Below are 19,673 nucleotides of genomic sequence, written 5' to 3'. Positions count from 1 at the left end.
TGTCCACGGCTGGCTGACACCTTAGTGAATATGGCGCTTTCCATGTAGATCAGTCTCAATTCCTGTCTATGTCGAATTCTGCACGCAGACCACCGACTGCACTGGCTATCAAGAGCGGCTCACCGGTCCGGGGTTGTCTGCCGACCGCTGCCACTGACAAAGCGCCAGGTCGAGGAATCCACTGCAACTCCGTCGTGGCTTCAGGGAAAGGGCCCGCTCATGATGCACGAGCCGCAGAAGCTGTTCCGGTCCCCCATCGTGGGCCACCTCAACCTGCCGCCGGACGGCGCCGCCGACGAGGGACCTACCCCGATCGACCCGCAGCAGCAGATCCCGATATTGATCGAGCTAAATGTGCTCTATCCCGGGGGCCTGATGGCGGTCCGCGAGGCTTTCTACGGCCTGTGGGAGCAGTACGCGACGCAGGCTGGCGGGTGGTGGCCCGAAGAAGTCACGTCGACGAGCCCCGTCCAACCCCCCGTTCCGAGTGGTCTCGCACTCATCGCGCCGAAGTTGTACCAGTGCGTAATTTCCCGCGCCGTCCTGCGCGACATGGTGGCAAGAGACCGGCAACTTGCTGAGCACAGCCACCGACCGCCGACCATCTTCCGGGTATGGCCGGACTACATACTTCATCCGCAGATCGATCGTTCCGCGCCCACCGTGAAGGCCAATGCTGCCTGGCACTCCTACGACGCACGAGGCCACGGAATCGTCTGGGCAGTCATTGATAGCGGAATCGATGCCTGCCACCCGCACTTCTCCCAGCTGGAACTGGCCTCCGCCGGCCGAGGGGAGGATCCGCTGCAAGGACTGACCAGCCAATTGCATCGCGACTTCGGCTTCCTCGTGAACCCCGGAGACCAGGTGCAGCCTGTCGCCCCATCTCAACTGCAGCCCCTGGTGGACGGCAGTGGGCATGGCACACACGTCGCCGGCATCATTTCTGGTTGCACGCCCGATGGCCTGACGCCGCGTGTGGCGGAGTCAAAGGAGCCAGTGAACGGGGGATATGTTCAGCGGGCCCATGTGGGTAAACTGTCCGGGATGGCCCCCGCATGCCAGTTGGTAAGCCTCAAGGTCATGCGGCTCAGCCAACAGGGCACGTGGGTCACGTCGTCCAGCGCGGTCATCCGCGCTCTAACGTACTTGCGAACCGAAGTCAACGTAGACCCTGGGGTTCTGCGCGTTCACGGGGTCAACATGAGCCTCGGCTCCGAGTGGAAACCCGATCAGTACGCCGCAGGCCAGTCACCGCTCTGCCAGGCCGTGAATCAGCTTGTCGCCTCCGGCGTGGTAGTGGTCGTCTCCGCCGGCAATTACGGTGCCCGTACCGCAGGAGACTCTGCCAACACCTCCGCCGTCATGGGTTCGATCACCGAACCAGCGCATGCCGAAGACTGTATCGCGGTCGGATCCACGCACCGGGACGCGCCGCACGCCTTCGGCGTCACCTGGACATCGGGCAAGGGGCCAACGCTCGATGGGCGAATGAAACCGGACGTCGTGGCGCCCGGCGAGTGGATCGCTTCTGCCGCCAGCGGCACGATCCGGGCCACGGCCGGACTGGACCTAGGCACCGATGCGTCTTTCCCAGCCAGCTCGCTGACCTACGCCGAGCAGTCCGGCACGTCGATGGCGGCGCCGCACGTCTCAGGCATCATCGCAGCCTTCCTCTCCGCCCGCCCGGAATTCATCGGCCGGCCCCGACAGGTCAAGCGCCTACTCACCGACAGCGCTACTGACCTCGGCCGGGAACGGTACGCACAAGGGGCGGGCCTGGTTGACCTGATGCGCATGCTCGCGAATGTCTGACGAAAGGGTAGTGGCCATGACACGACTGGCGACGAACGAGCCGGTGTGGGACCTCGAATTCGAAGAGAACGGCAGACTGACGGCACCTGTCGCGCGAGATTTCCTCGATCAGGTGATCGCCGAGGGCGTTGACGACCTCTTCCTGTTCAGCCACGGATGGGGGACATCAAAGGACAGCGCCCGCGCGCTGTACAACAAGATGCTCCCGATGATCCGGGACAGTGCGACCGGCGCGGCAGGCATCGGCAGGATGGGGTTCGCTGGAATCTACTGGCCTTCCCTGTGGTTCCCGCCCACGCAGGCAACCCCTCCGCCAGCAGATGCCGCGACGCAGGCAGAAAACGGCGCTGTGGTGGATCTCAACGCCGGTACAGCAGCACTCTCCGGGACCGAGATCGCCAAGTCCCTCCAGCCGGGCTTCGCCGACCCGGCGCAGCAGCAGACGGTGACAGAGATCGGCCAACTCATCGACCAGGGGGAAAACGCCATCGGCTCGAATGAACCTGACACGCAAAAAGAGGCGCGGCTGCGACAGATCCACCAGCTTCTGACATCTCTCGTACCGCCATCGCTCAATGGCGAGTTCGAGGACTCGGGCGAGACTGCTCTGCTACTGACGACCGACCCCAAGACGGCATACCAAGCTGCCGCCGAGGCATTTGGCAGTGCACCACCGGGCTCCGCGACGCAAGGCATCGGTGACTGGTTCAGCCACGCCCTCAACGGTGCGAAGGACGCCGTGCGAGTCCTCTCGTACACGATCATGAAGGCTCGCGCTGGCGACATCGGTCGTAGCGGGCTGGGACCTTTGCTTGAGTCCCTGCACAGCCGGTCATCCTCTGTGCGGGTTCACCTGATCGGCCATAGCTTCGGCGCCCGACTGGTTTCCTTCGCCTTGTCCGGCATCAGCGCACCTGCAAGCAGCCCGGTTGCGTCACTGCTGCTCCTCCAAGGTGCCTTCTCTCATTGGTCGTTCGCGCATAAGAAGGACAATCCGTTCGGCAGCGCTGGCGCCCTCAACGCCTTCGCAGATCGGGTACACGGTCCTCTGGTGGCTACATTCAGCGTCTTCGACTGGGCAGTAGGCGTGTGGTACCCGAAGGCTTCCTTCCTGGCCCAGGAAGACGCGCAGGCCAAGACGGCGGGGCGCTGGGATGGCATGGGCTCCGATGGATACCAGGCAGTGAACCCATCGAAGGACCTGGTGATGCCAGCCAACGGCAACATGAACTTCCAATTCGCTCCCGGAACCTTCTACCGGGTTAACGCCGCCAGCGTTATCAACAACGTACAAGGAGAGCCCTTCTCCGGCGCGCACTCAGACATTTGCAAGATCCCGGTGGCGGCGCTCGCTGCGGAAGTCGCCGCAGCGCATGCGTAGTGAGCCTTTTCAGGGTGGGAACTGATCGGGTGACGGTGCTGTTGGGGCGGGGGACTGTAACGCATGAGGTCCCCGTGCTGTTGGGGGAGATGTTCGAAGTCTCAACCCAGTGGCACAGGAGGCTCGTTGGTTTCCTGTCCTGCCGCGCTTGAGCTGCCTCACGCTGTGGTCGGATGGGTCACGACGGTGCTCGTCGCCACCTGTGAGGGTGACGGGCGGTGCACGCTCCCGTGGCACCAGCGTGCGCTGGTCGGCCTGGTGTGCTTGTGCCGCCACGGCACCCTCGCATTCATCGTGGCCGGCTTCGGGATATCCGTCGGTACCGCTCGCGCATACGTCATTGTTATCTCGGGGTAAGAAATGGGTGTCTGGCATGTGAGCTATGTAGAGGCTCAGCAGCGTGCCTGACGGTTATCCGAGGGTGTTCAGGCATGTTGGTGATGTCTGGCAGCACGTTCTGCCTTGGGGTCCTGGCTGGATTACTCCAGGTCGTCCCATGACCATGGGGAGGCGGCACTCCCATTGGGCTCACGCCCGAACCGGAACTGCTCCAAGTTGCCTTCAACTTGGATGAATTGGTCGAAGAGCCCGGCGGCGGGAAGCCGTGAGGTCAGGGTGTCCGTCTGCTCCCGTGCCCCTGCCTCCCGCAACGCCTCCACCAGCTGGGCCACCGCGCGCGGGTCGTCGAGGGGGGCGTGGGCGGCGGCCCGCGTGGCCAGGGCGTCCATCCGCTGCTGGAGCCCCGCCTCCTCCAGCTCGTACAGCAACCGAGCGACCACGCGCGGGCGGTCGAGGGGGACGTGGGCGGCAGGGTCGCGGGCCAGCAAGGCGTCCGTCTGCTCCCGTGCCCCTGCCTCCCGCAACGCCTTCAGCAACTGGGCCACCGCGAGCGGGTTGTCGAGGGATACATGGGCGGCGGCCCGCGCGGCCAGGGTGTCCGTCTGCTCCTGTGCCCCTGCCTCCCGCAGCGCCTCCAGCAGCCGGGCCACGTTGTACATGTCGTCGAGGGGTGCGTGGGCGGCGGGGTCGCGGGCCAGCAAGGCGTCCGTCTGTTCCTGTGCCCCTGCCTCCCACAGCGCCTCCAGCAGCCGGTCCACCACGTACCGGGTGTCGAGGGGGGCGTGTGCGGCGGGATCGCGGGCCAGCAAGGCGTCCATCTGCTCTCGTGCCCCCGCCTCCCCCAACGCCTTCAGCAACTGGGCCGCCGCGCGCGGGTCGTCGAGGGGGGTGTGGGCGGCGGCCCGCGTGGCCAGGGCGTCCACCCGCTGTTGGAGCCCCGCCTTCCGCAACCTCTCCAGCAGCCAGACCACCGTGCTCGGGTTGTCGAGGGGTGCGTGGGCGGCGGCCCGCGTGAGCAGGGCGCGCGTCTGCTCTCGTGACCCCGCCTTCACCAGCTCGTACAGCAGTTGGGCGACCGGGTACGTGTCGTCGAGGGGTACATGGGCGGCGGGGTCGCGGGCCAGCAAGGCGTCCGTCTGCTCCCGTGCCCCCGCCATCCGCAGCCCGTACAGCAGTCGGGCGACCGGGTACGTGTCGTCGAGGGGTACATGGGCGGCGGGGTCGCGGGCCAGCAAGGCGTCCATCTGCTCCCGTGCCCCCGCCTCCTCCAACGCCTCCAGAAGCCAGACCACGTCGTACGTGTTGTCGAGGGGTGCGTGGGCGGCGGGGTCGCGGGCCAGCAAGGCGTCCATCTGCTCCCGTGCCCCCGCCTCCCGCAGCGCCCCCAGCAGCCAGGCAATCGTGCTCGGGTCGTCGAGGGGTACATGGGCGGCGGCGCGTGTGGCCAGGGCGTCCGTCTGTTCCCGTGCCCCCGCCTCCCGCAACGCCCCCAGCAACCGGACCACCGAGCCCGTGTCGTCGAGGGGTGCGTGGGCGGCGGGGTCGCGGGCCAGCAAGGCGTCCATCTGCTCCGGTGCCCCCGCCTCCCCCAACTCGTACAGCAGCCGGCCGACCGCGCGTGGGTCGTCGAGGGGGGCGTGGGCGGCGGCCCGGGTGGCCAGGGCGTCCATCTGCTCCCGTGCCCCCGCCTCCCTCAGCAGGTGCAGCAGCGAACACACTTCGTCCAGGTTGTCGAGGGGTGCGTGCGCGGCGGCCCATCGGGCGGGGCGGGGATCGGTGGGATGTAGGCGGTGGAAGTGGTCGAAGAGGGTGGCTGGGGCGTGGGGATTGCCGTGGGTGGTGGCATGTTTGTGGAGCTGGGCGGCGTCCTGGTAGAGGCCGCGGGTCCAGGCGGCGTTGCCGAGGGTGTTGAGGTCGCTGGGATGGGCGTGGCGGGCGGCTGCGGTCCAGAAGTCGATGGGAGGGATGGTCTCGTTGCGGTGGCGGCGGCCGTGCTGGCCGAGGTAGTCGGCCAGCAGATAGTGGGGTCCAGGCGTGTTCTGGGCGGACTGCCCGGTGCCAGCAGCGTTTGACGGGGGTGAGGATGCCGGGGATGCCGTTGCAGGGTGTGGTGACGTATTCGAGGGCCTGGGAGAGCCAGTCCTCGCCGAGGGCGTGGTAGTCGGTGTCGGTGAGGTAGCCGGGGGCGGCATCGGCCAGCCAGTCCAGCGGGATGTGTGGGCCGGCACCGAGACGGCGGGCGTCCATGGCAGCGTCGATCAGGGCCCGGGTGGCGCCCCGGGCTACGTCGTAGCGCTCGAGCAGGACGGGCACCCCGGCCAGGTACTGGGTGACTTGGGCACTGTCTGCACGCTTGGCGGCCTCGGTAAGCCGTGCATCATCACCGGCGATGTCGGCGAGGCCGGCCAGGTCTTTGGGAGTGAAAGCGTCCGGCACGTCGATCTTGTGCCCGTGCAGCAGTTCCCGGGCGTGAGCGTGCCGGTCCAGGTCGGTTCGGGTGGTAAGGACGTTCCAGTGCTCGGGCCACAGGGTGGCCAGCACCAGCACCGGGGCGCGCGACGGGTCGTGCAGCAGGCCGCGTAGACCGGCCGCAGCCTGCTCGCCGAGCGGGTCCGGGCCGAGGTAGAGCTGTGCCTCGTTCAACCACACCACGGTGCGCGGGGAAATCTCCGCAAGGTCACCCAGCACCGCACCTGGGCGGGCGGAGCTTAGGGGGTGCCACAACCGCCAGGAGGCAGGTAGCCCCCGGACCGCCTCCCACAGGGCTCGAGTTTTGCCTGTGGAGGAACCGCCGACCAGGACCGCGATCCCACTACGTCCGGTCTCTGCAGCATCAACCACCGCCGCCAGACGTTCATCGTGCGCGCGCTTTACGTAGGCGGGCAGGGCCCCGAACAAGTCACAGGCGTTACCGGTGTCCAGAGCCGGGTGGACTTCCAGGTCAGCCAGGACGTTTTTGTCGTCGAACTCGCTGAGCGGCCGTCCGACGCCCTGCGCCATCCGGGCCTGGACCCACAGGGCACGTACCCGCCCGGCCAGATCCGAGGCATCCCACGCAGCCCCGCGGGCCAGCACCACAGCAACGGAAACCACATCGGCCTGGCTGGGCGGCTGCACCGGATCGCTGATGATGCGACGAACGGAATCCCGGCTCGGCGCCCCAGCGATCGCGGGGTCTTCGGCATCGGCACTGCCGATGTCCGCGGCGATGCCATCCAGGCTCGGGGCGCCTGCCGCCAGATACACCTCGTACAGCAGGTCCTTCAGCTCCCGCAGCGCCCGCGGCCATCCCACCCGTGCCCGCCCCAGCATCCGCGGCCGCCTCTGACCCGTCGGGCCGCCTCCCGTGTCGCCACTCATCGAACCACCTCCCCCGGCTAGGCATTCGATATGCCCCTGAACAGCACCATTGTCCTCATCAGGGGATGGTTCGTCGCAACTCAGAGTCGATCTCCGCGAGGGCCCCAGCGTGGACAACGAGCCGGCCGGCTGCCCACCCGCCCAGCACAATCCCGTGGAGGTCGCATGTCCCGCAAGCGCCTGAACCTGACCGATGCCGCGCTGAGCGGTGCCGTCTCCGGCACCATCCGGGCCATCATCGCCTGGCTCCTGGAGCAGCTCACTTCGTAGCCCGCACCAGGACCGCGAAGACGTCCGGCCGGGGCCCGTGCGCCACGCAGGCCCCGGTCGGACGAAAACATGCCTCACGTGCCTGAACCATGGCGCTAGCCTGACCTGCTCAAACGTGAAATAACGCTAGATAAGTGTGGGCGTCGTCGGTCTGCTCGCCGGTCGTGCTCCGGGATTGCTGACGGTCCTGCGTGAGAGCGACCCGGACTTCGTCCTGCTGGACGGGACCCTTGCCGAGTGTGACCGGACCGGCGACGGCCGCGGCGACTACTCGGCCAAACGCCGCCGCCGCGGGGTGAATGTCCAGGTCGTCACCGACCCCACCGGCAAGGTGCTTGTGGATCTCGCCCGCGCTGCCGGGCCGTACCCATGACCTGACCTCGGCCCGCTGCCACCGGATCATCCGGATCTGCGAGCGGCAGGGCGTCCCGGTCCTGGCCGACCGCGCCTGCCAGGGTGGCGGCACCTGGGTGACCACCGGGCTCGAACGGCCACCCGGCGACGAACTCACCCCCCCCCCATTACCGTTTTGGTAGCCCCGCAATGGGGCGCCCGGCCTTCGGAGTGGGCATGACTTTCTCCCCCTGTCGATCGCATGTCTTGGGGGGTGGTGTCACCGGCTTCGAAGGCATCGACAGACCGCTGATTAGGGGCATGACCACCGGCTTCTTCGCAGGTCGGGAGGCTCTTCGTAATGTGGATGTGGCGATCGGTGCCGTGGGACGGCCGGGCGAGGACGACCGAAGGACGCACGTGATCGACGTCAGTGACATCGGCGCTTTCCTCGGCCTGGACGTCGGCAAAGGCGAACACCACGCCACCGCCGTCACCCCAGCCGGAAAGAAGGCTTTCGACAAGCGGCTGCCCAACAGCGAGCCAAAGCTCCGCGAAGTATTCGGCAAGCTGCAGGCCAAGCACGGGACCGTGCTCGTTGTGGTCGACCAGCCGGCCTCGATCGGGGCTCTGCCGCTGGCAGTGGCCCGGGACATGGGCTGCGAAGTCGCCTATCTGCCCGGGCTGACGATGCGGCGGATCGCCGACCTCTATCCCGGCGAGGCCAAGACCGATGCCCGGGATGCGTTCGTCATCGCCGACGCGGCCCGCGTCATGCCTCACACACTCCGCTCGGTCGCCCTCGAGGAAGAGACCATCGCCGAGCTGGAGATGATCGTCGGCTTCGACGACGACCTGGCCGGCGAAGCAACCCGCATCAGCAACCGCATGCGGGGCCTGCTGACGCAGATCCACCCGTCGCTGGAACGGGTACTGGGCCCGCGCGTCCAACACCCGGCCGTGCTCGAACTCCTCGACCAATTCGGCTCCCCGGCCCAGATCCGCAAAGCCGGACGGCGCCGGCTCGTGACGCTGATACGTCCGAAGGCACCGCGGATGGCCGAGCGACTCGTCGACGACATCTTCACCGCACTGGACGAACAGACCGTTGTCGTCCCAGGCACCGACGCGGCCGCTCTGATCGTCCCCAGCCTCGCCAACTCGCTCCGAGCGGTGCTTGACCAGCGGAAACTCTTGGCCACTCGGATCGAGGAACTGCTGGAGAACCACCCTCTTTCGAAGGTCCTGACGTCCATGCCGGGGATCGGCGTCAGGACCGGAGCCCGCATCCTCATCGACGTCGGCGACGGCAGTTCGTTCCCGACCGCCGCCCACCTCGCCGCCTACGCCGGCCTCGCCCCAACAACCCGCAGCTCGGGCTCCTCGATCCGCGGCGAACAACCCTCCCGACGCGGAAACAAGCAGCTCAAACGGGCCTTCTTCCTGTCCGCGTTCGCGGCTCTGGCCGACCCTGCCTCCCGGACCTACTACGACAAGAAGATCAGCCAGGGAAAGCACCACACCCAGGCCCTCCTCTGCCTCGCCAGACGACGAGCCGACGTGCTCTTCGCGATGCTCCGCGACGGCACCTTCTACGACCCACAGCCCGCCACATCAGCTTGACGAAACCCATAGGGGCACCCCCCCCCCCAACAGCGCACCGTCAACCGCGCACTGGCCCAGGTTCGAGCCCCCGTCGAACGCGGCATGGCACGGCTGAAGTCCTGGCAGATCTTCCGCAGGGCTCACATCAGCCCCAACCGCATGACCGTCCTCCAAGGCCTGTCCTCACCCTGGACAGGCAACGCTGAAAACGCTCACTGACTACACGACGCAGCGGGACACCATCGCGACGACGGGTTGCTGATGCTCGGGAAACGCCTGAGCAACGCTATTGCACCGTCTGGCCCACGTCACCCGAACAGCGATAGCGGATGCTCACAGCAGAAGGCTGAGGGTCTCCCTCCTATGGAGGAGTCTGCGGCACGGCTTGATATCGCCACGGGAGGCATCACGTTCGCGCCTTGTGGCGTCGTCTGAAAGGAATGGCGAACGACTGGGATCGAAATCGGAAAGAGAAGGTGATGCCACCGGAAAGAAAGTATCAGCCAGGGCAACAGAAACGGATGCGAGTCGGGCCTCAGAAAATGAAATAGAGCTCGACCTCCCCACTCTAGAAGGAGAATTCCATGCGTGACATCCGAGAAGACGTGGAACCTGGCGACGTAGTCAGCATACTTGGGATTGATCACGTCTTTTATGAGGACGCGATAAGAACCGAGGGCAGCATCTCCTGGAACGACAAGAACCCTGGCAACATCGTGCGATCGGGAGAAGCGGAGAGCTACGGAGCGTATAGAGGGAAGTGCAACAATATTTTCGCCATCTTTCCCACCGAGGCCGAAGGATTTCAGGCCATCCGAAGCTTCCTGCTGAAGCGCAGTTCGAAGACGATCCTAGAGATGATGAGAGTCTACGCCCCCAGTGGGCACGGGCCGAACGACCCTGAGGTCTATGCGCAGAATATTGCCACGAGCCTTGGGGTGAGCACGACCACGACGGTCGAAGAGTTGATGGACGGGCAGGTCACGAAATTTGCTGAGACAATCCAAAAAATAGAGGGCTGGCGTCCGGGACAGGAGCATTATTCAGGAAGCTTGCCAGACGACCTCAGTGAATGGCTGACGAAATTCCCCACTCGGGCCGAGCGTGAGGCAGCTGACCAGCCGTTCGCTAGGCAGGGATCTCCGAAAGCGGAAGGAATCAAGAACATTCAGCGGTGCCTAAATGACCTGGGATGGACGCCGGCCCTCAGTGTCGATGGGGCATTCGGCCCGAAGACTGAAGCGGCCGTGAAATGGTTCCAGCAAAAGAAAGGGATCATCTCGGACGGTATCGTAGGAAACAAGACATGGAGAAAACTGGTTGGACTCTAACATCGTGTCCTGCATGGTCAGCTTGAGGAAGCGCTTGTAGCAGCAGATGGCGGCGCCGAGATCAAGGAGGGCCAGATAGTTGCGGGCATGGTGCTCGTAGCGAGGGACAGGCGGCGGTATCCGGTGAGCCAGGAGGTCGTGCGCTCGATGGCCCACCGCCGGCGGCCCAGGCATTCGCTTGAGTCGATTCCCTTGCGCGCGATGCGGAGCCTACGACCTGCCCGACCTGAGGAAATGGCTCCACAGCCAGCACATCGGCCTTGTCGGTGTGGAGTCGCTCGGGCTTGGAATGCTCGAAGCACGGCGGCAAAGACTGCCAGGCGCAACCGCTACCAGGACGTAGATGATCGCGACAAACAGCGTCTCATCAGGTGTGTCCCGCGTCGCCAAGCGCGAGATGTCCAACTACTGGCTCAAGCGGCCTGAGCACCAAACCTGGCCCCAACCCACCCACACCGGCACCCAAGCCATCCGCATCAAACGACCCCGACCACCTGACCCAGAGCCGTAACGCACCGGCGTTGCCCCTAAACGTTAAAGCCCGAGCGTGCCGCTCTGACTGCCTGAGGCAGCGACCAGGACACCAGTACCTGCCGCCGTCCAAACCCGTTGGCGGCCACCACGATCGATCCGTTGCGGAAGGCCTCTCACCGCATCGTCGTGGACATCTCGCCGAAGACAACGTTGCCAGCGCGACAAGGATCACCAACACTACGCAGCCTACGAGCGATACCTCGCTCGATGCCTCGTTCCCAGACACATTCACCACTACGCATTCGACATGTTCCGAGCGCATCCCTCTGGCCCACGCATCGACGCAGGTAGCGGCGTGGCAGCCTTGACTGCATCCCGGGAGTGGGGTGCAGTGGTTCCCACCCGATCCAGGAGTTCGCCCCCCGTCGGAGAGGGCGTCCGGATACAAGAACGGCCACTGGCTGGTCTTCGAGTGCCCCCCATGCTCGTGGAAATCGGCACGATGACCGCACCAGACAATTTGCCCCTACACGGCCTCGCGGACGGCAACGTCGCCGCCGAAGTCCCGATCTGGCGCACGCGATGGTGAAGACGTTCACCGACGCACTCAGGTGTGCTGAGGCCAACGCCCTCTGCAGCGCCGGATACGGGCACGTCAGGGACAAGACGGCCAACCACCGCATCGGCTACCGCTCACGCGAGTGGGACACCGGGCCGGCACCGTCGTACTCGCCATCTCCCCAAGCTCCGTAGCGGCAGCTACTTCCCTCACTGGCTGCTGGAGCGCCGCCGAGGGGCCGAGCAGGCTCTCATCAGCGTGGTCGCCACCGCCCATCTGCTGGGCGTATCTATCCATGGGGTCGACTCGCCGAGTCCCTCGAAGTGACCCAGCTGTCGAAGTCCCAAGTCTCGGCGATGACTTGGCACCTGGACGAGCAACTCGCGGCGTTCCGCAACCGACCTCTGGGTGCCGGGCCGATGCGTTCGTCTGGGTAGACGCACTGACCTAGGAGGGGCCTGCGGGGGGCCTGATCTAACTCCACGCGTTGATTGGGTCGGCGTCAACGCCGGCGGGCACCGAGGTCCTCGGCCTGGACGGCGCCCCCAGCGAGGACGGCACCGGCTCGGCGTTCCTGTGCTCTCTGATCGCCCGGGACTTGTCTGACGTCCAGCTCGTCGTCTCCGAAGCCCACGCCAACCTGGCCCCACTCATTTTGGCACCCTCATTAGCCGCCACTTCCTGCTGTGACGACGTGTCGTTGATGTACAGGCAACGATTGCTCAACGCTCGTTACACCATTCGGCCACGTCGTTGGAACAAGGACAGTGGATGCTCACGGGTAGAAGCCTTGAAGATATTCATCCTGGTAGGAGGTTCGTGGATCCAAGGCTTTGCTCCACAAGGCAACACCGCCCCCTGCGACTATCTGAGAGAACAGCGCATGGTCCGGGAGTTGACACAGAAGGGAAACCCGAGATGGCTACCGCACACGCAGAAGCACCAGCAACAAGAGCTGACTTCGACCAGTATCAGGCCGTCGTCGACCTCGTGAACAAAGGTTTTGCGGATGCGCTCGCAAAAATCCTGCAGGACCTCAGTGACCCGAACCACTTCGCCGATCACGTGAGGAACGAGGCGCAGCGCCAAGGCGTTCCGCTGGAGGCCGCGGACGACACGAGGGGTCTCTTCGACGCATTCTGGAATAACTGCACCGGTTGCTCCGCGCAGCTGCAGTGGATGAATACCGCCGGAATTCCTGAACGCACTAGGTCGTACGTGCAGCAGATCGATCATCAGCCTGTCCCGCCGGCTAATGGCGCCGCGAGTAGGTGGGGCTTTTCGCTTCCCTTCGGCATCTCGTTCTACACCTAGGTGGACCAGGGCTGATGCGTTCTCAGTCGGCGAGATGAGCTGATCGCCTGCGTACGCGCCGCCGTGGTCGGTTCGCCCGGTTTGGCAAACGAGAGACGCGACCCCTGATGATCAAGGTTCTCGAAGCCTTTGATCACGCACAGGGGTCGCGTTCGCCTGTTGAGCGACGCTGAAGATGAGCATGAAGGCGACGTGCTGATTGTCGACGGGTAGGGATGAAATGACCCCGGCGGCCGTCAGGCCGCCGGGGTCCTCGTGAACACGGTGTCGGCTTCGTGCTCACTCTGTCGCGTGGGTCTCGGTGATAGCGGTCCGGGTGGAGGACTCGTCGAGGATGCCCTTCTCCTCGGTGAAAGCGGCGATGAGGGACTGCCAGGCGATGTTGTTGACCGAGCGGGGCAGGCCGCGGCTGGTGAGGTGGATGAGCTCGACCGCATCGTCGGAGAACAGAGTGTCCTCTCGTCCTGCGATCGTGAGATGGCGCTTGATGTAGCTGGCGGTCTCCTCCTTCGTCATCGTGGGCATCTGGTAGCTGGTCCAGGGCCGCCAGGACGCCGTGCTTCATCCGTTTGCGCAGGGTGGGCTGGCCGATCAGCGACACCGCGAACGGCGTCGTGGAGTCCATGTCGTAGTTGGTGAGCATGCGGATCGCGTCCAGCTCTTGGTGGTCGAGCAGGTGCGATTCATCGATCACGACGGCCGGCGTGCCCCGTTCGTCGACCTCCGCGGCCAGCGCGGCGGACGCCTGGGTGGCGAGAGCGGCCAGGTGGAACTTGGGAGTCCCGCCCAGGCTGGTGACGATCCGGTCATAGAGGCCGCGCATGCCGACCTCGGGGTTGGGCTGGTAGATCACCGTGAACCGGGCCGGGTCGAGCGACGCGACGGCACCTTTGAGGGCGACCGTTTTGCCGGATCCGACCTCGCCGGTGACCAAGCAGATCGCCCGGTCGTTGATGCACCAGGCGATGCGGGCGGCGGCTTCCCGGTGGGAATGGTGCTGGTGGGGCATGGACGGGGCCAGGTTGCGGCCGAACGGGACACGGGTGAAACCGAAGTACCCCTGAATGCGGTCGATCATCGAGCTCCCCGCCCGTCGTCCATCAGAGACGAGTAGTTGATGCCCTTCGCGGTGTTCGCCCTGTGCTTCTCGTCGAGGATCTTCAGGCAGTCGATTCCAGTTGGCGGGGCCGACTCCGGCGGTGTCTCCGGCCTCGCCTTCGGATGCGTGTGACGCCCCACCCGGTGCGGAACGGCTTTGCCCGCGCTCTTGCCCGAGGCCCTCACCTCGATCTCTGACAGGTCGAACGGGTCGAAGACCAGCTCGACCTTCATCCCGGCCAGCATCGGGTCGACCTCGTAGCTGTTGCCGTGCAGGCTGACCGTCGCGGTCTTCGTCACGGTCCGGAACTCCGACCACAGAAACGCCTCCCGAAGATCAGCAGGGCTGGGCAGCGGCAGCGGCCGGGGAATCGAACCCAGCCACCGTTCGAGCGGAGGCTGCCCCGTCTCCGAGTGCACCGGGCGGTGATAGACCGTCTCCACCCACGCGGTGAAAAGCCTGTTCAGCTCGGCGAGATGGTCAATCTGACCGACACGTTCGTCATCGAGTTCAACCAGGAACTGGTGACGGACGGTGCGGAAGAACCGTTCGATCTTCCCCCTGCCCTACGGCCGTCCGGGCTTGGAGTGCGTGAGGCGGACGGCCAGGGACGCGCATGCCCGAAGCAGCCACGTGTCCACGAAAGCCGACCTGTTGTCGACGTAGATCGACTCCGGGACTCCGCGGGCAGACAGCGCCGGCCGCAGGGCGGCGGCCAGGCGGACGGTGTCCTCGGCGAACCCGAACCGGTGGCCCACGATCGCCCGGCTGTGGTCGTCGATGAACGCGAACAAGTACGTCTTGCGCCCGCCGATCTTCGGTCCGTGGAGGGCATCGCCGGTCCACAGCTCGTTGCCCGGGGTGGCCTCGAACCGGCCGAACACGTTCTTCTCGCCGCCGGCGCCGGTCAGGCCAGCGTCAGCGAAGTGCCGCTGCAGCGTCCGGTCGGTCGGCGACCAGCCCTGAGTCGTCCGCAATCCGCTGGATCTGGGCCGCGGTGCGGGCGGGGTTCTCCTTCTTCAGCGCGGCCGCCAGGTCCAGGACCTCCACCGGGGTCCGCGGGGTGACCTGCCGCGGGGCTGGCACCAACGCGGGGAATCCGCCGGCTCGGTAGTGGCGGGCCCAGCGGTCCAAAGTGCCGCGGGTCACTTTGACCTGCCGACCGAACGGGTCGGTGTGCTCTTTCGCGGCCAGTTCGCGGGCGAGCTTCCCACGCTGGCGTGTCGTGAGCTTCGTGTCATCAGGTCCTGGATCAGGCCGTAGCGAAACAGGCCCACCTGCCGGGCCCGCTCCGCCCGACGACGGTCCTCATCCTCAGTCGGTGACATAGGCAACCCACCTCGCGTCTCGAACAGAGCCCGCCGCATCCCGGCGGACGCGATCAAGACTTCCGGCACCCTCCGATCCCGCCTAGGGGCGGCCCGTGTTGATCGAATAGCGATAGAAGGCGAGGTCAGGACCCTGCCGCCTATCGCCCGCCCGGCGAACTCCCACCGCGACACCGTGAGCATGTGCGGCCACTTCGTCGCGGCCGCCCGATGGGCGGCCGCGACCACCGAGACCGCGTCGGCGAACGCCGGCGGCCCCGCATCCGGCATCACCGGGTCGTCCGCGAGCGCGACCAAAGCGACGGTGAAATGTCGGCGCACGGCCTCCGCCCGCCCGGCGAACGCCCGCAACCAGCCACGGGCCGTGCCCTCGGCCAAGCCCAAGTGGGCAGCGACCTGGCGGTTCCCCATGCCCAGAGCGGCTATCTCCAGCCCGGCCCGATCACCACGGCCACATCCGCCCGCCGCGGCCAGAGAACCTCCGCCAGCAGCACGTGCGTCACCTTGCAGCCCGAGCAGCGCGTACGGCGCGGCCGCAGAAATAGACGAGTCCCCAGGTCACCCGGGATCTCCCGGGGCCGCCCATGCCTCCACGGTGCCAGGACCGAGGAACACAGCGGGCATTCCAGCTGGTCGGCTCGCAGCTGTCGCTCTACCAGCAGCGCGTCCGAGTCCATGATCAGCACCGACAGTCTCCGCGGCAAAGCTGTGCTCGGCTCCGAGCACGGACGAAGTACCGCCAGCCTGCCCAAGTGCCAAAGGATCATGTCGCTCAAGGCGCCATTGGCCCTGGACGAGGAATCGTCAGAACCCCTGGGCCTCGGTCACCCGGCTTCCGGCTCGCGACGTAGAGCAGAGCGTGCTGGCGCCCGAGCCACGTAGCGTCTGTCCCACCAACATGGACCTCAGCTGTGATCGCCGAACGTGTTCGGGTCCGCCGCCGAGGAACACCTCGAGCTCGAAGATAATGTCGTCGAGGTCTTCTTCCACCTCAGCAGTGCGTGCGGTGATGGCGAAGTGGAGGACGATCGCGTCCGGTCGAGGCTCTACCGCGATACCGCGAAGGTGTGGGCCGATGAGTCCCAGCGCCGCTTGACCTGTCTGGTTGAGCAGGTAGTTCCTCCGCAACAGGACGCGCTCTTCGTCCCAGCGCCGTCTCATTCGGCCTGGTCACTTCCCACTCAACGTCGTTACCTGGACAGGTGGTTGCGGCAGGGTCCACGACCGGGACGTGAACGCCGCGAAAACCTGCTGGCCGCCGGACTGGCGGTGACAGCCTGTGGAGCCAGTGCAAGACCGCACCGGGAATCCTCCGGTGCGAGCCGGAGTAGTCCCCCTCCCTTCAGGAGGGGGGACGAAGCCAACCATGAACTCCTGAGCGGCCAAGTCCGCATACGCGGCCGCCGATGAGGAAGGCCGACCCTGGTAGCGCCGGACACCCAGAGCGTCCACCCGGCCGCCAGAGTCCCCGCCTCCATGACCGGCCTCGATCTGGCCAAGCAGGTGCCGGGCCGCAAGCGTGGCCTGACCTGGACGTCCTCTGCCTGATCATCGCGGTCGTCGTCCTCGCTGCGAACATTCACGACAGCACCGCGGGCATCGTCCTGCTGGACCAGGTTTCCGAGCACGCTGGCAACACCGTCCGGCCCTGGTCTACGAGTGCTTCAAGAACCAAGTCAGCGAACACAGCGTCGGCCTGGGCATCGACGTCGCATTCGTCGAACGCGACCCTGGGCACCGGGGGTTCCTGCCGCAACCCCAGCGATGAAAGGTCGAGCAGGCCTACGGGCTTCTCATACTGCGCCGGCGCCAGGTCCGCGTAGTGCAGCTCAGGACGGAGAGTCGTCGGGTGGTCTCGCAACCTCGACGACGTCAGGAGATGGATGCTGTTGAAGGGTCACAATTAGCGGACAGCGGTGACAGGCATCTTCGCCCTGCTCTTGCCACCAGCGACAGCGAGGTCGCAGTCGACAAGCTGGCAGGCTACCTGTACTTGGCGGCAGACTGCGTGTGATCCTCTGGGCCAAGCTGCATTGGGCACCGTCGAAGTGACGACACAGGCTCCCTGCGCAAGGGGCGCCGATACGGAACACCTCAGCGGGCTCGACTGGCTGGGCCAGATCCGTTATCTCTGGGGTTACGGGGACCATTTGGTCCAGATAGCGCACATGCGGCTCATTGGCTGTTCCGGCCACCACGCCGAACACCACAGCCCCGGACATGTCCGGCTGGGCGCTGGGGCAGTACAGGTCCTGGTCCCTGCTGCGATCTTCCGCAGCGTGCTCCTCGGAAGGCATGTTTATCCTTTGCCAGTAGGGGGCGGGGCGCTTCCCTTGCTTTGCGATTCAAGCCAAGGGTCACTCAAAAGTGGAATGCGATGCCGACTGTGGTGAGCCCAAGGTCAGGGAAAGAAGACGATCTATTGGGGTCCGAATTTCGTTCGTCCAAAGCCCTTATCGCGCCGGCCAGTGCTGCCTGCGTCAACTCATCCACGGTTACTCGGGAACGCTCGCTCATCGCTCCACTGGGGTCCGAATTTTGTTCGTCCAAAGCTCTCATGGCGCCGGTAAGTGCTGCCTGCGTCAACTCATCCGCGGTTACTCGGGGACGCTCACTCATCGTTTCTCTCCCTGAGGAAATGGATCGAAAGCCGAGCACTTGCGCGGCCTTGACTCGCCTGCGCTGCAATCCGACATGTCTCCAAGCGGTCTGGGCAGTGGCCTTAAGTCGTCTTCTCTGAGCATTCACAGCCCCCGTTCCGGCGACGTGGGCCTTGGATGAAACAGGCGTTGCTGAAGGGTTACCAATGCGTCCACGGCGTGTCGTCGTCGCAGAACGCGGCTGCTGTTACGGAGGTGAGAAAGAAGGCGAGCAGGAAGTCGGCTGGATGCCGGCGCCACGCTGGCCAGGCTCGCCCACGAACGCGGCTACGGCCACGGCGGCCCAGGCGGCCGCAAAGGGGATGCAGAGACGGTTCCCGCCCCCTGCTTCCGCTCAATCGCGGCGAAAGCGTGACGAAGCTGGCATGGATCACTGGTTGGGCAATGTTCTGACCTGTCGATCTACTAGGGTCCGTCTTCAAAGATCGCCGGTTGGTGGATCATGGTGGGGTGATACGTCGTCATGAACTCACCGATCTAGAGTGGGAGTTACTCGCTCCGCTCATACCGCGGGCCGCGACAGGTCGTCCCCGCGTGGAGGATCGGCAGGTCGTCAACGGGATGGTCTACAAGATCCGGACGGGGATCTCCTGGCGTGACCTGCCGGAACGCTACGGACCGTGGAAGACGGTCTGCACCCGCTTCCGTCGTTACGCCCTGGACGGGGTGTTCACCCGGGCTCTCCAGCAGATCCATGCTCGAGCGGACGCGGCCGGCGACATCGACTGGCTCGTGCAGATCGACTCCACCATCGTGCGTGCTCACCAGCACGCCGCCGCCACCGGCCGAAAAGGGGGATCCACCGGCCGGACGAACCGGACGATCACGCCCTCGGCCGATCCCGGGGCGGACTGACCACCAAAATCCACAGTGATGATGGCTGGGTGATCGCTTCGGGCCTGACCCAAAAATCCACCGACGCTGTCGAGTTGTCCTGGCGAGGACTTTCACCAGGCCGCTGTCATCGACACAGTGGGCCGCCATCTGGCCACGGAATCATTCGAGACGACCCCGGACGGCTACTGGCGACTGCTGGAATGGTTCGCCTCCCACGGCGAGATCATCACTGTCGGGATGGAGGGGACCGGTTCCTACGGTGCCGAGCTCTCCCGCTTCTTGCGCGGCAACGGACTCACGGTCATCGAGGTTGACCGTCCCGACCGCAAGGCCCGCCGTGCCAATGGCAAGTCCGACCCCGTCGACGCCTACGCGGCCGCCACCGCTGTTCTGTCGGGCCGTGCCGACGGCACCCCGAAGACCCGCGACGGCGTCGTGGAAAGCATCCGGGTCCTGCGCGTGGCTCGCAACTCCGCAGTCAAGGCCCGTACCCAGGCCATCAACCAGATCCGCGCTCTGATGATCAGCGCCCCCAGCGAGGTCCGCGACAGATTCCGCGGCTTGTCCACCAAAGACGCCTGGTCTCCACTCACCCCTGAGTTCAGCGCGCCAACAGCCCGCTCCGCAGCTTCGCTGTCGGAGTGCCCGCCATGCGCGGCGGTTCTCTCTCCACTATTGGCCGGCGAGCTGAGCTGAGGCCGACGAGTGGCCTAGCCGGGTCCATCGGCTGCGGCGGACTGGCCCAACTTCGAAGGCCGACAACCCCATTGCGCGGCTACGACGACGGTAATGGAGGGAGCGACGGACCAATCCATTACCACGCCACACAAGTGCAAGATCAAGTTAGAGACAGCCTGCGGCACGCGCACCGCAGGCCTGCGGTGGTGACGGGACGGCCGTGTGGCCGGGTTGTCGACTTTGGCGTGTAATGGAAGGTACGCGACGCGCGCCGAAGCGCAACGGCCGCA

General features: G+C 65.7%; 13 protein-coding genes and 8 pseudogenes. 14 read left to right on the top strand and 7 right to left on the bottom strand.

Translation table 11 applies throughout. The features are described 5' to 3' along the window. Positions 1 to 219 precede the first annotated feature (219 nt). From OG788_RS46150 to OG788_RS46140, 3 genes and pseudogenes are all read left to right on the top strand, one after another. Positions 220 to 1,815 carry a S8 family peptidase gene (locus OG788_RS46150; protein WP_406368441.1) on the top strand — a complete coding sequence of 532 codons (1,596 nt, stop codon included), beginning with the start codon at positions 220 to 222 and terminating at the stop codon, positions 1,813 to 1,815. 16 nt (positions 1,816 to 1,831) lie between these two features. Then, a complete protein-coding gene (locus tag OG788_RS46145; protein ID WP_406368443.1) occupies positions 1,832 to 3,196 on the top strand; it encodes a hypothetical protein in 1,365 nt (454 codons plus the stop codon). A 126-nt stretch (positions 3,197 to 3,322) separates the two neighbouring features. After that, positions 3,323 to 3,550: pseudogene (locus OG788_RS46140) on the top strand (IS5/IS1182 family transposase); the annotation flags it as partial. A 125-nt stretch (positions 3,551 to 3,675) separates the two neighbouring features. Here OG788_RS46140 and OG788_RS46135 read toward each other — a convergent pair. Beyond that, complete coding sequence (locus OG788_RS46135; protein WP_406368444.1) at positions 3,676 to 5,253, bottom strand: hypothetical protein; 1,578 nt, start codon at positions 5,251 to 5,253, stop codon at positions 3,676 to 3,678. A 72-nt stretch (positions 5,254 to 5,325) separates the two neighbouring features. On the opposite strand from OG788_RS46135, the gene OG788_RS46130 reads away from it, so the two are divergent. The 6 genes and pseudogenes from OG788_RS46130 to OG788_RS46105 all read left to right on the top strand — a co-directional run bounded on the left by OG788_RS46130 (position 5,326) and on the right by OG788_RS46105 (position 10,434). Further along, a complete protein-coding gene (locus OG788_RS46130; RefSeq protein ID WP_406368445.1) occupies positions 5,326 to 5,607 on the top strand; it encodes a hypothetical protein in 282 nt (93 codons plus the stop codon). After that, the gene (locus OG788_RS46125; protein ID WP_406368447.1) at positions 5,570 to 6,118 is read left to right on the top strand and encodes a hypothetical protein; all 549 of its coding nucleotides are present in this window, start codon (positions 5,570 to 5,572) and stop codon (positions 6,116 to 6,118) included. The genes OG788_RS46130 and OG788_RS46125 overlap by 38 nt, the downstream gene beginning before the upstream one ends. Positions 6,119 to 7,307: 1,189 nt before the next feature. Beyond that, positions 7,308 to 7,677, top strand: a pseudogene (locus OG788_RS46120) (transposase family protein); the annotation flags it as partial. Positions 7,678 to 7,918: 241 nt separating this feature from the next. Beyond that, positions 7,919 to 9,121, top strand: coding sequence for an IS110 family transposase (locus OG788_RS46115; RefSeq protein WP_406376641.1), 1,203 nt, complete (start codon positions 7,919 to 7,921; stop codon positions 9,119 to 9,121). 30 nt (positions 9,122 to 9,151) lie between these two features. Further along, positions 9,152 to 9,309 (top strand): annotated as a pseudogene (locus OG788_RS46110) (transposase family protein); the annotation flags it as partial. Positions 9,310 to 9,687: 378 nt separating this feature from the next. Beyond that, positions 9,688 to 10,434 carry a peptidoglycan-binding protein gene (locus OG788_RS46105; RefSeq protein WP_406368449.1) on the top strand — a complete coding sequence of 249 codons (747 nt, stop codon included), beginning with the start codon at positions 9,688 to 9,690 and terminating at the stop codon, positions 10,432 to 10,434. A 15-nt stretch (positions 10,435 to 10,449) separates the two neighbouring features. Here OG788_RS46105 and OG788_RS46100 read toward each other — a convergent pair. Further along, positions 10,450 to 10,818 (bottom strand): annotated as a pseudogene (locus tag OG788_RS46100) (hypothetical protein); the annotation flags it as partial. A 703-nt stretch (positions 10,819 to 11,521) separates the two neighbouring features. Here OG788_RS46100 and OG788_RS46095 point away from each other — a divergent pair. Both OG788_RS46095 and OG788_RS46090 read left to right on the top strand, forming a co-directional pair. Then, positions 11,522 to 11,904, top strand: a pseudogene (locus OG788_RS46095) (transposase). 481 nt (positions 11,905 to 12,385) lie between these two features. Further along, complete coding sequence (locus OG788_RS46090) at positions 12,386 to 12,781, top strand: hypothetical protein (protein ID WP_406368451.1); 396 nt, start codon at positions 12,386 to 12,388, stop codon at positions 12,779 to 12,781. Between the two features lie 279 nt (positions 12,782 to 13,060). On the opposite strand, the gene OG788_RS46085 is transcribed toward OG788_RS46090, so the two are convergent. The 5 genes and pseudogenes from OG788_RS46085 to OG788_RS46065 all read right to left on the bottom strand — a co-directional run bounded on the left by OG788_RS46085 (position 13,061) and on the right by OG788_RS46065 (position 15,074). Then, entirely contained in the window at positions 13,061 to 13,306 is a 246-nt protein-coding gene (locus OG788_RS46085; RefSeq protein WP_406377029.1) for a hypothetical protein, read from the bottom strand. A 97-nt stretch (positions 13,307 to 13,403) separates the two neighbouring features. After that, a pseudogene (locus OG788_RS46080) lies at positions 13,404 to 13,790 on the bottom strand (AAA family ATPase); the annotation flags it as partial. Positions 13,791 to 13,855: 65 nt separating this feature from the next. Beyond that, entirely contained in the window at positions 13,856 to 14,299 is a 444-nt protein-coding gene (locus tag OG788_RS46075; protein WP_406376629.1) for a Mu transposase C-terminal domain-containing protein, read from the bottom strand. A gap of 147 nt (positions 14,300 to 14,446) precedes the next feature. Then, a complete protein-coding gene (locus OG788_RS46070) occupies positions 14,447 to 14,857 on the bottom strand; it encodes a transposase family protein (protein ID WP_406368453.1) in 411 nt (136 codons plus the stop codon). Next, positions 14,799 to 15,074 (bottom strand): helix-turn-helix domain-containing protein, encoded by a 276-nt coding sequence (locus OG788_RS46065; RefSeq protein WP_406376642.1) that lies wholly within the window; start codon positions 15,072 to 15,074, stop codon positions 14,799 to 14,801. Before OG788_RS46065 ends, OG788_RS46070 begins: the two co-directional genes overlap by 59 nt. Positions 15,075 to 16,385: 1,311 nt before the next feature. Here OG788_RS46065 and OG788_RS46060 point away from each other — a divergent pair. From OG788_RS46060 to OG788_RS46050, 3 genes and pseudogenes are all read left to right on the top strand, one after another. Next, positions 16,386 to 16,618 (top strand): annotated as a pseudogene (locus OG788_RS46060) (hypothetical protein); the annotation flags it as partial. Between the two features lie 1,685 nt (positions 16,619 to 18,303). Continuing rightward, a pseudogene (locus tag OG788_RS46055) lies at positions 18,304 to 18,740 on the top strand (IS5 family transposase); the annotation flags it as partial. Positions 18,741 to 18,840: 100 nt separating this feature from the next. Then, positions 18,841 to 19,401, top strand: coding sequence for a transposase (locus OG788_RS46050; RefSeq protein ID WP_406368454.1), 561 nt, complete (start codon positions 18,841 to 18,843; stop codon positions 19,399 to 19,401). The last annotated feature ends 272 nt before the right edge of the window (positions 19,402 to 19,673 follow it).

Source organism: Streptomyces sp. NBC_00647, assembly GCF_045207245.1.
In the GTDB taxonomy this organism is placed as follows: Bacteria; Actinomycetota; Actinomycetes; order Streptomycetales; family Streptomycetaceae; genus Streptomyces.
This window is presented reverse-complemented; position numbering and strand designations above follow the sequence as displayed.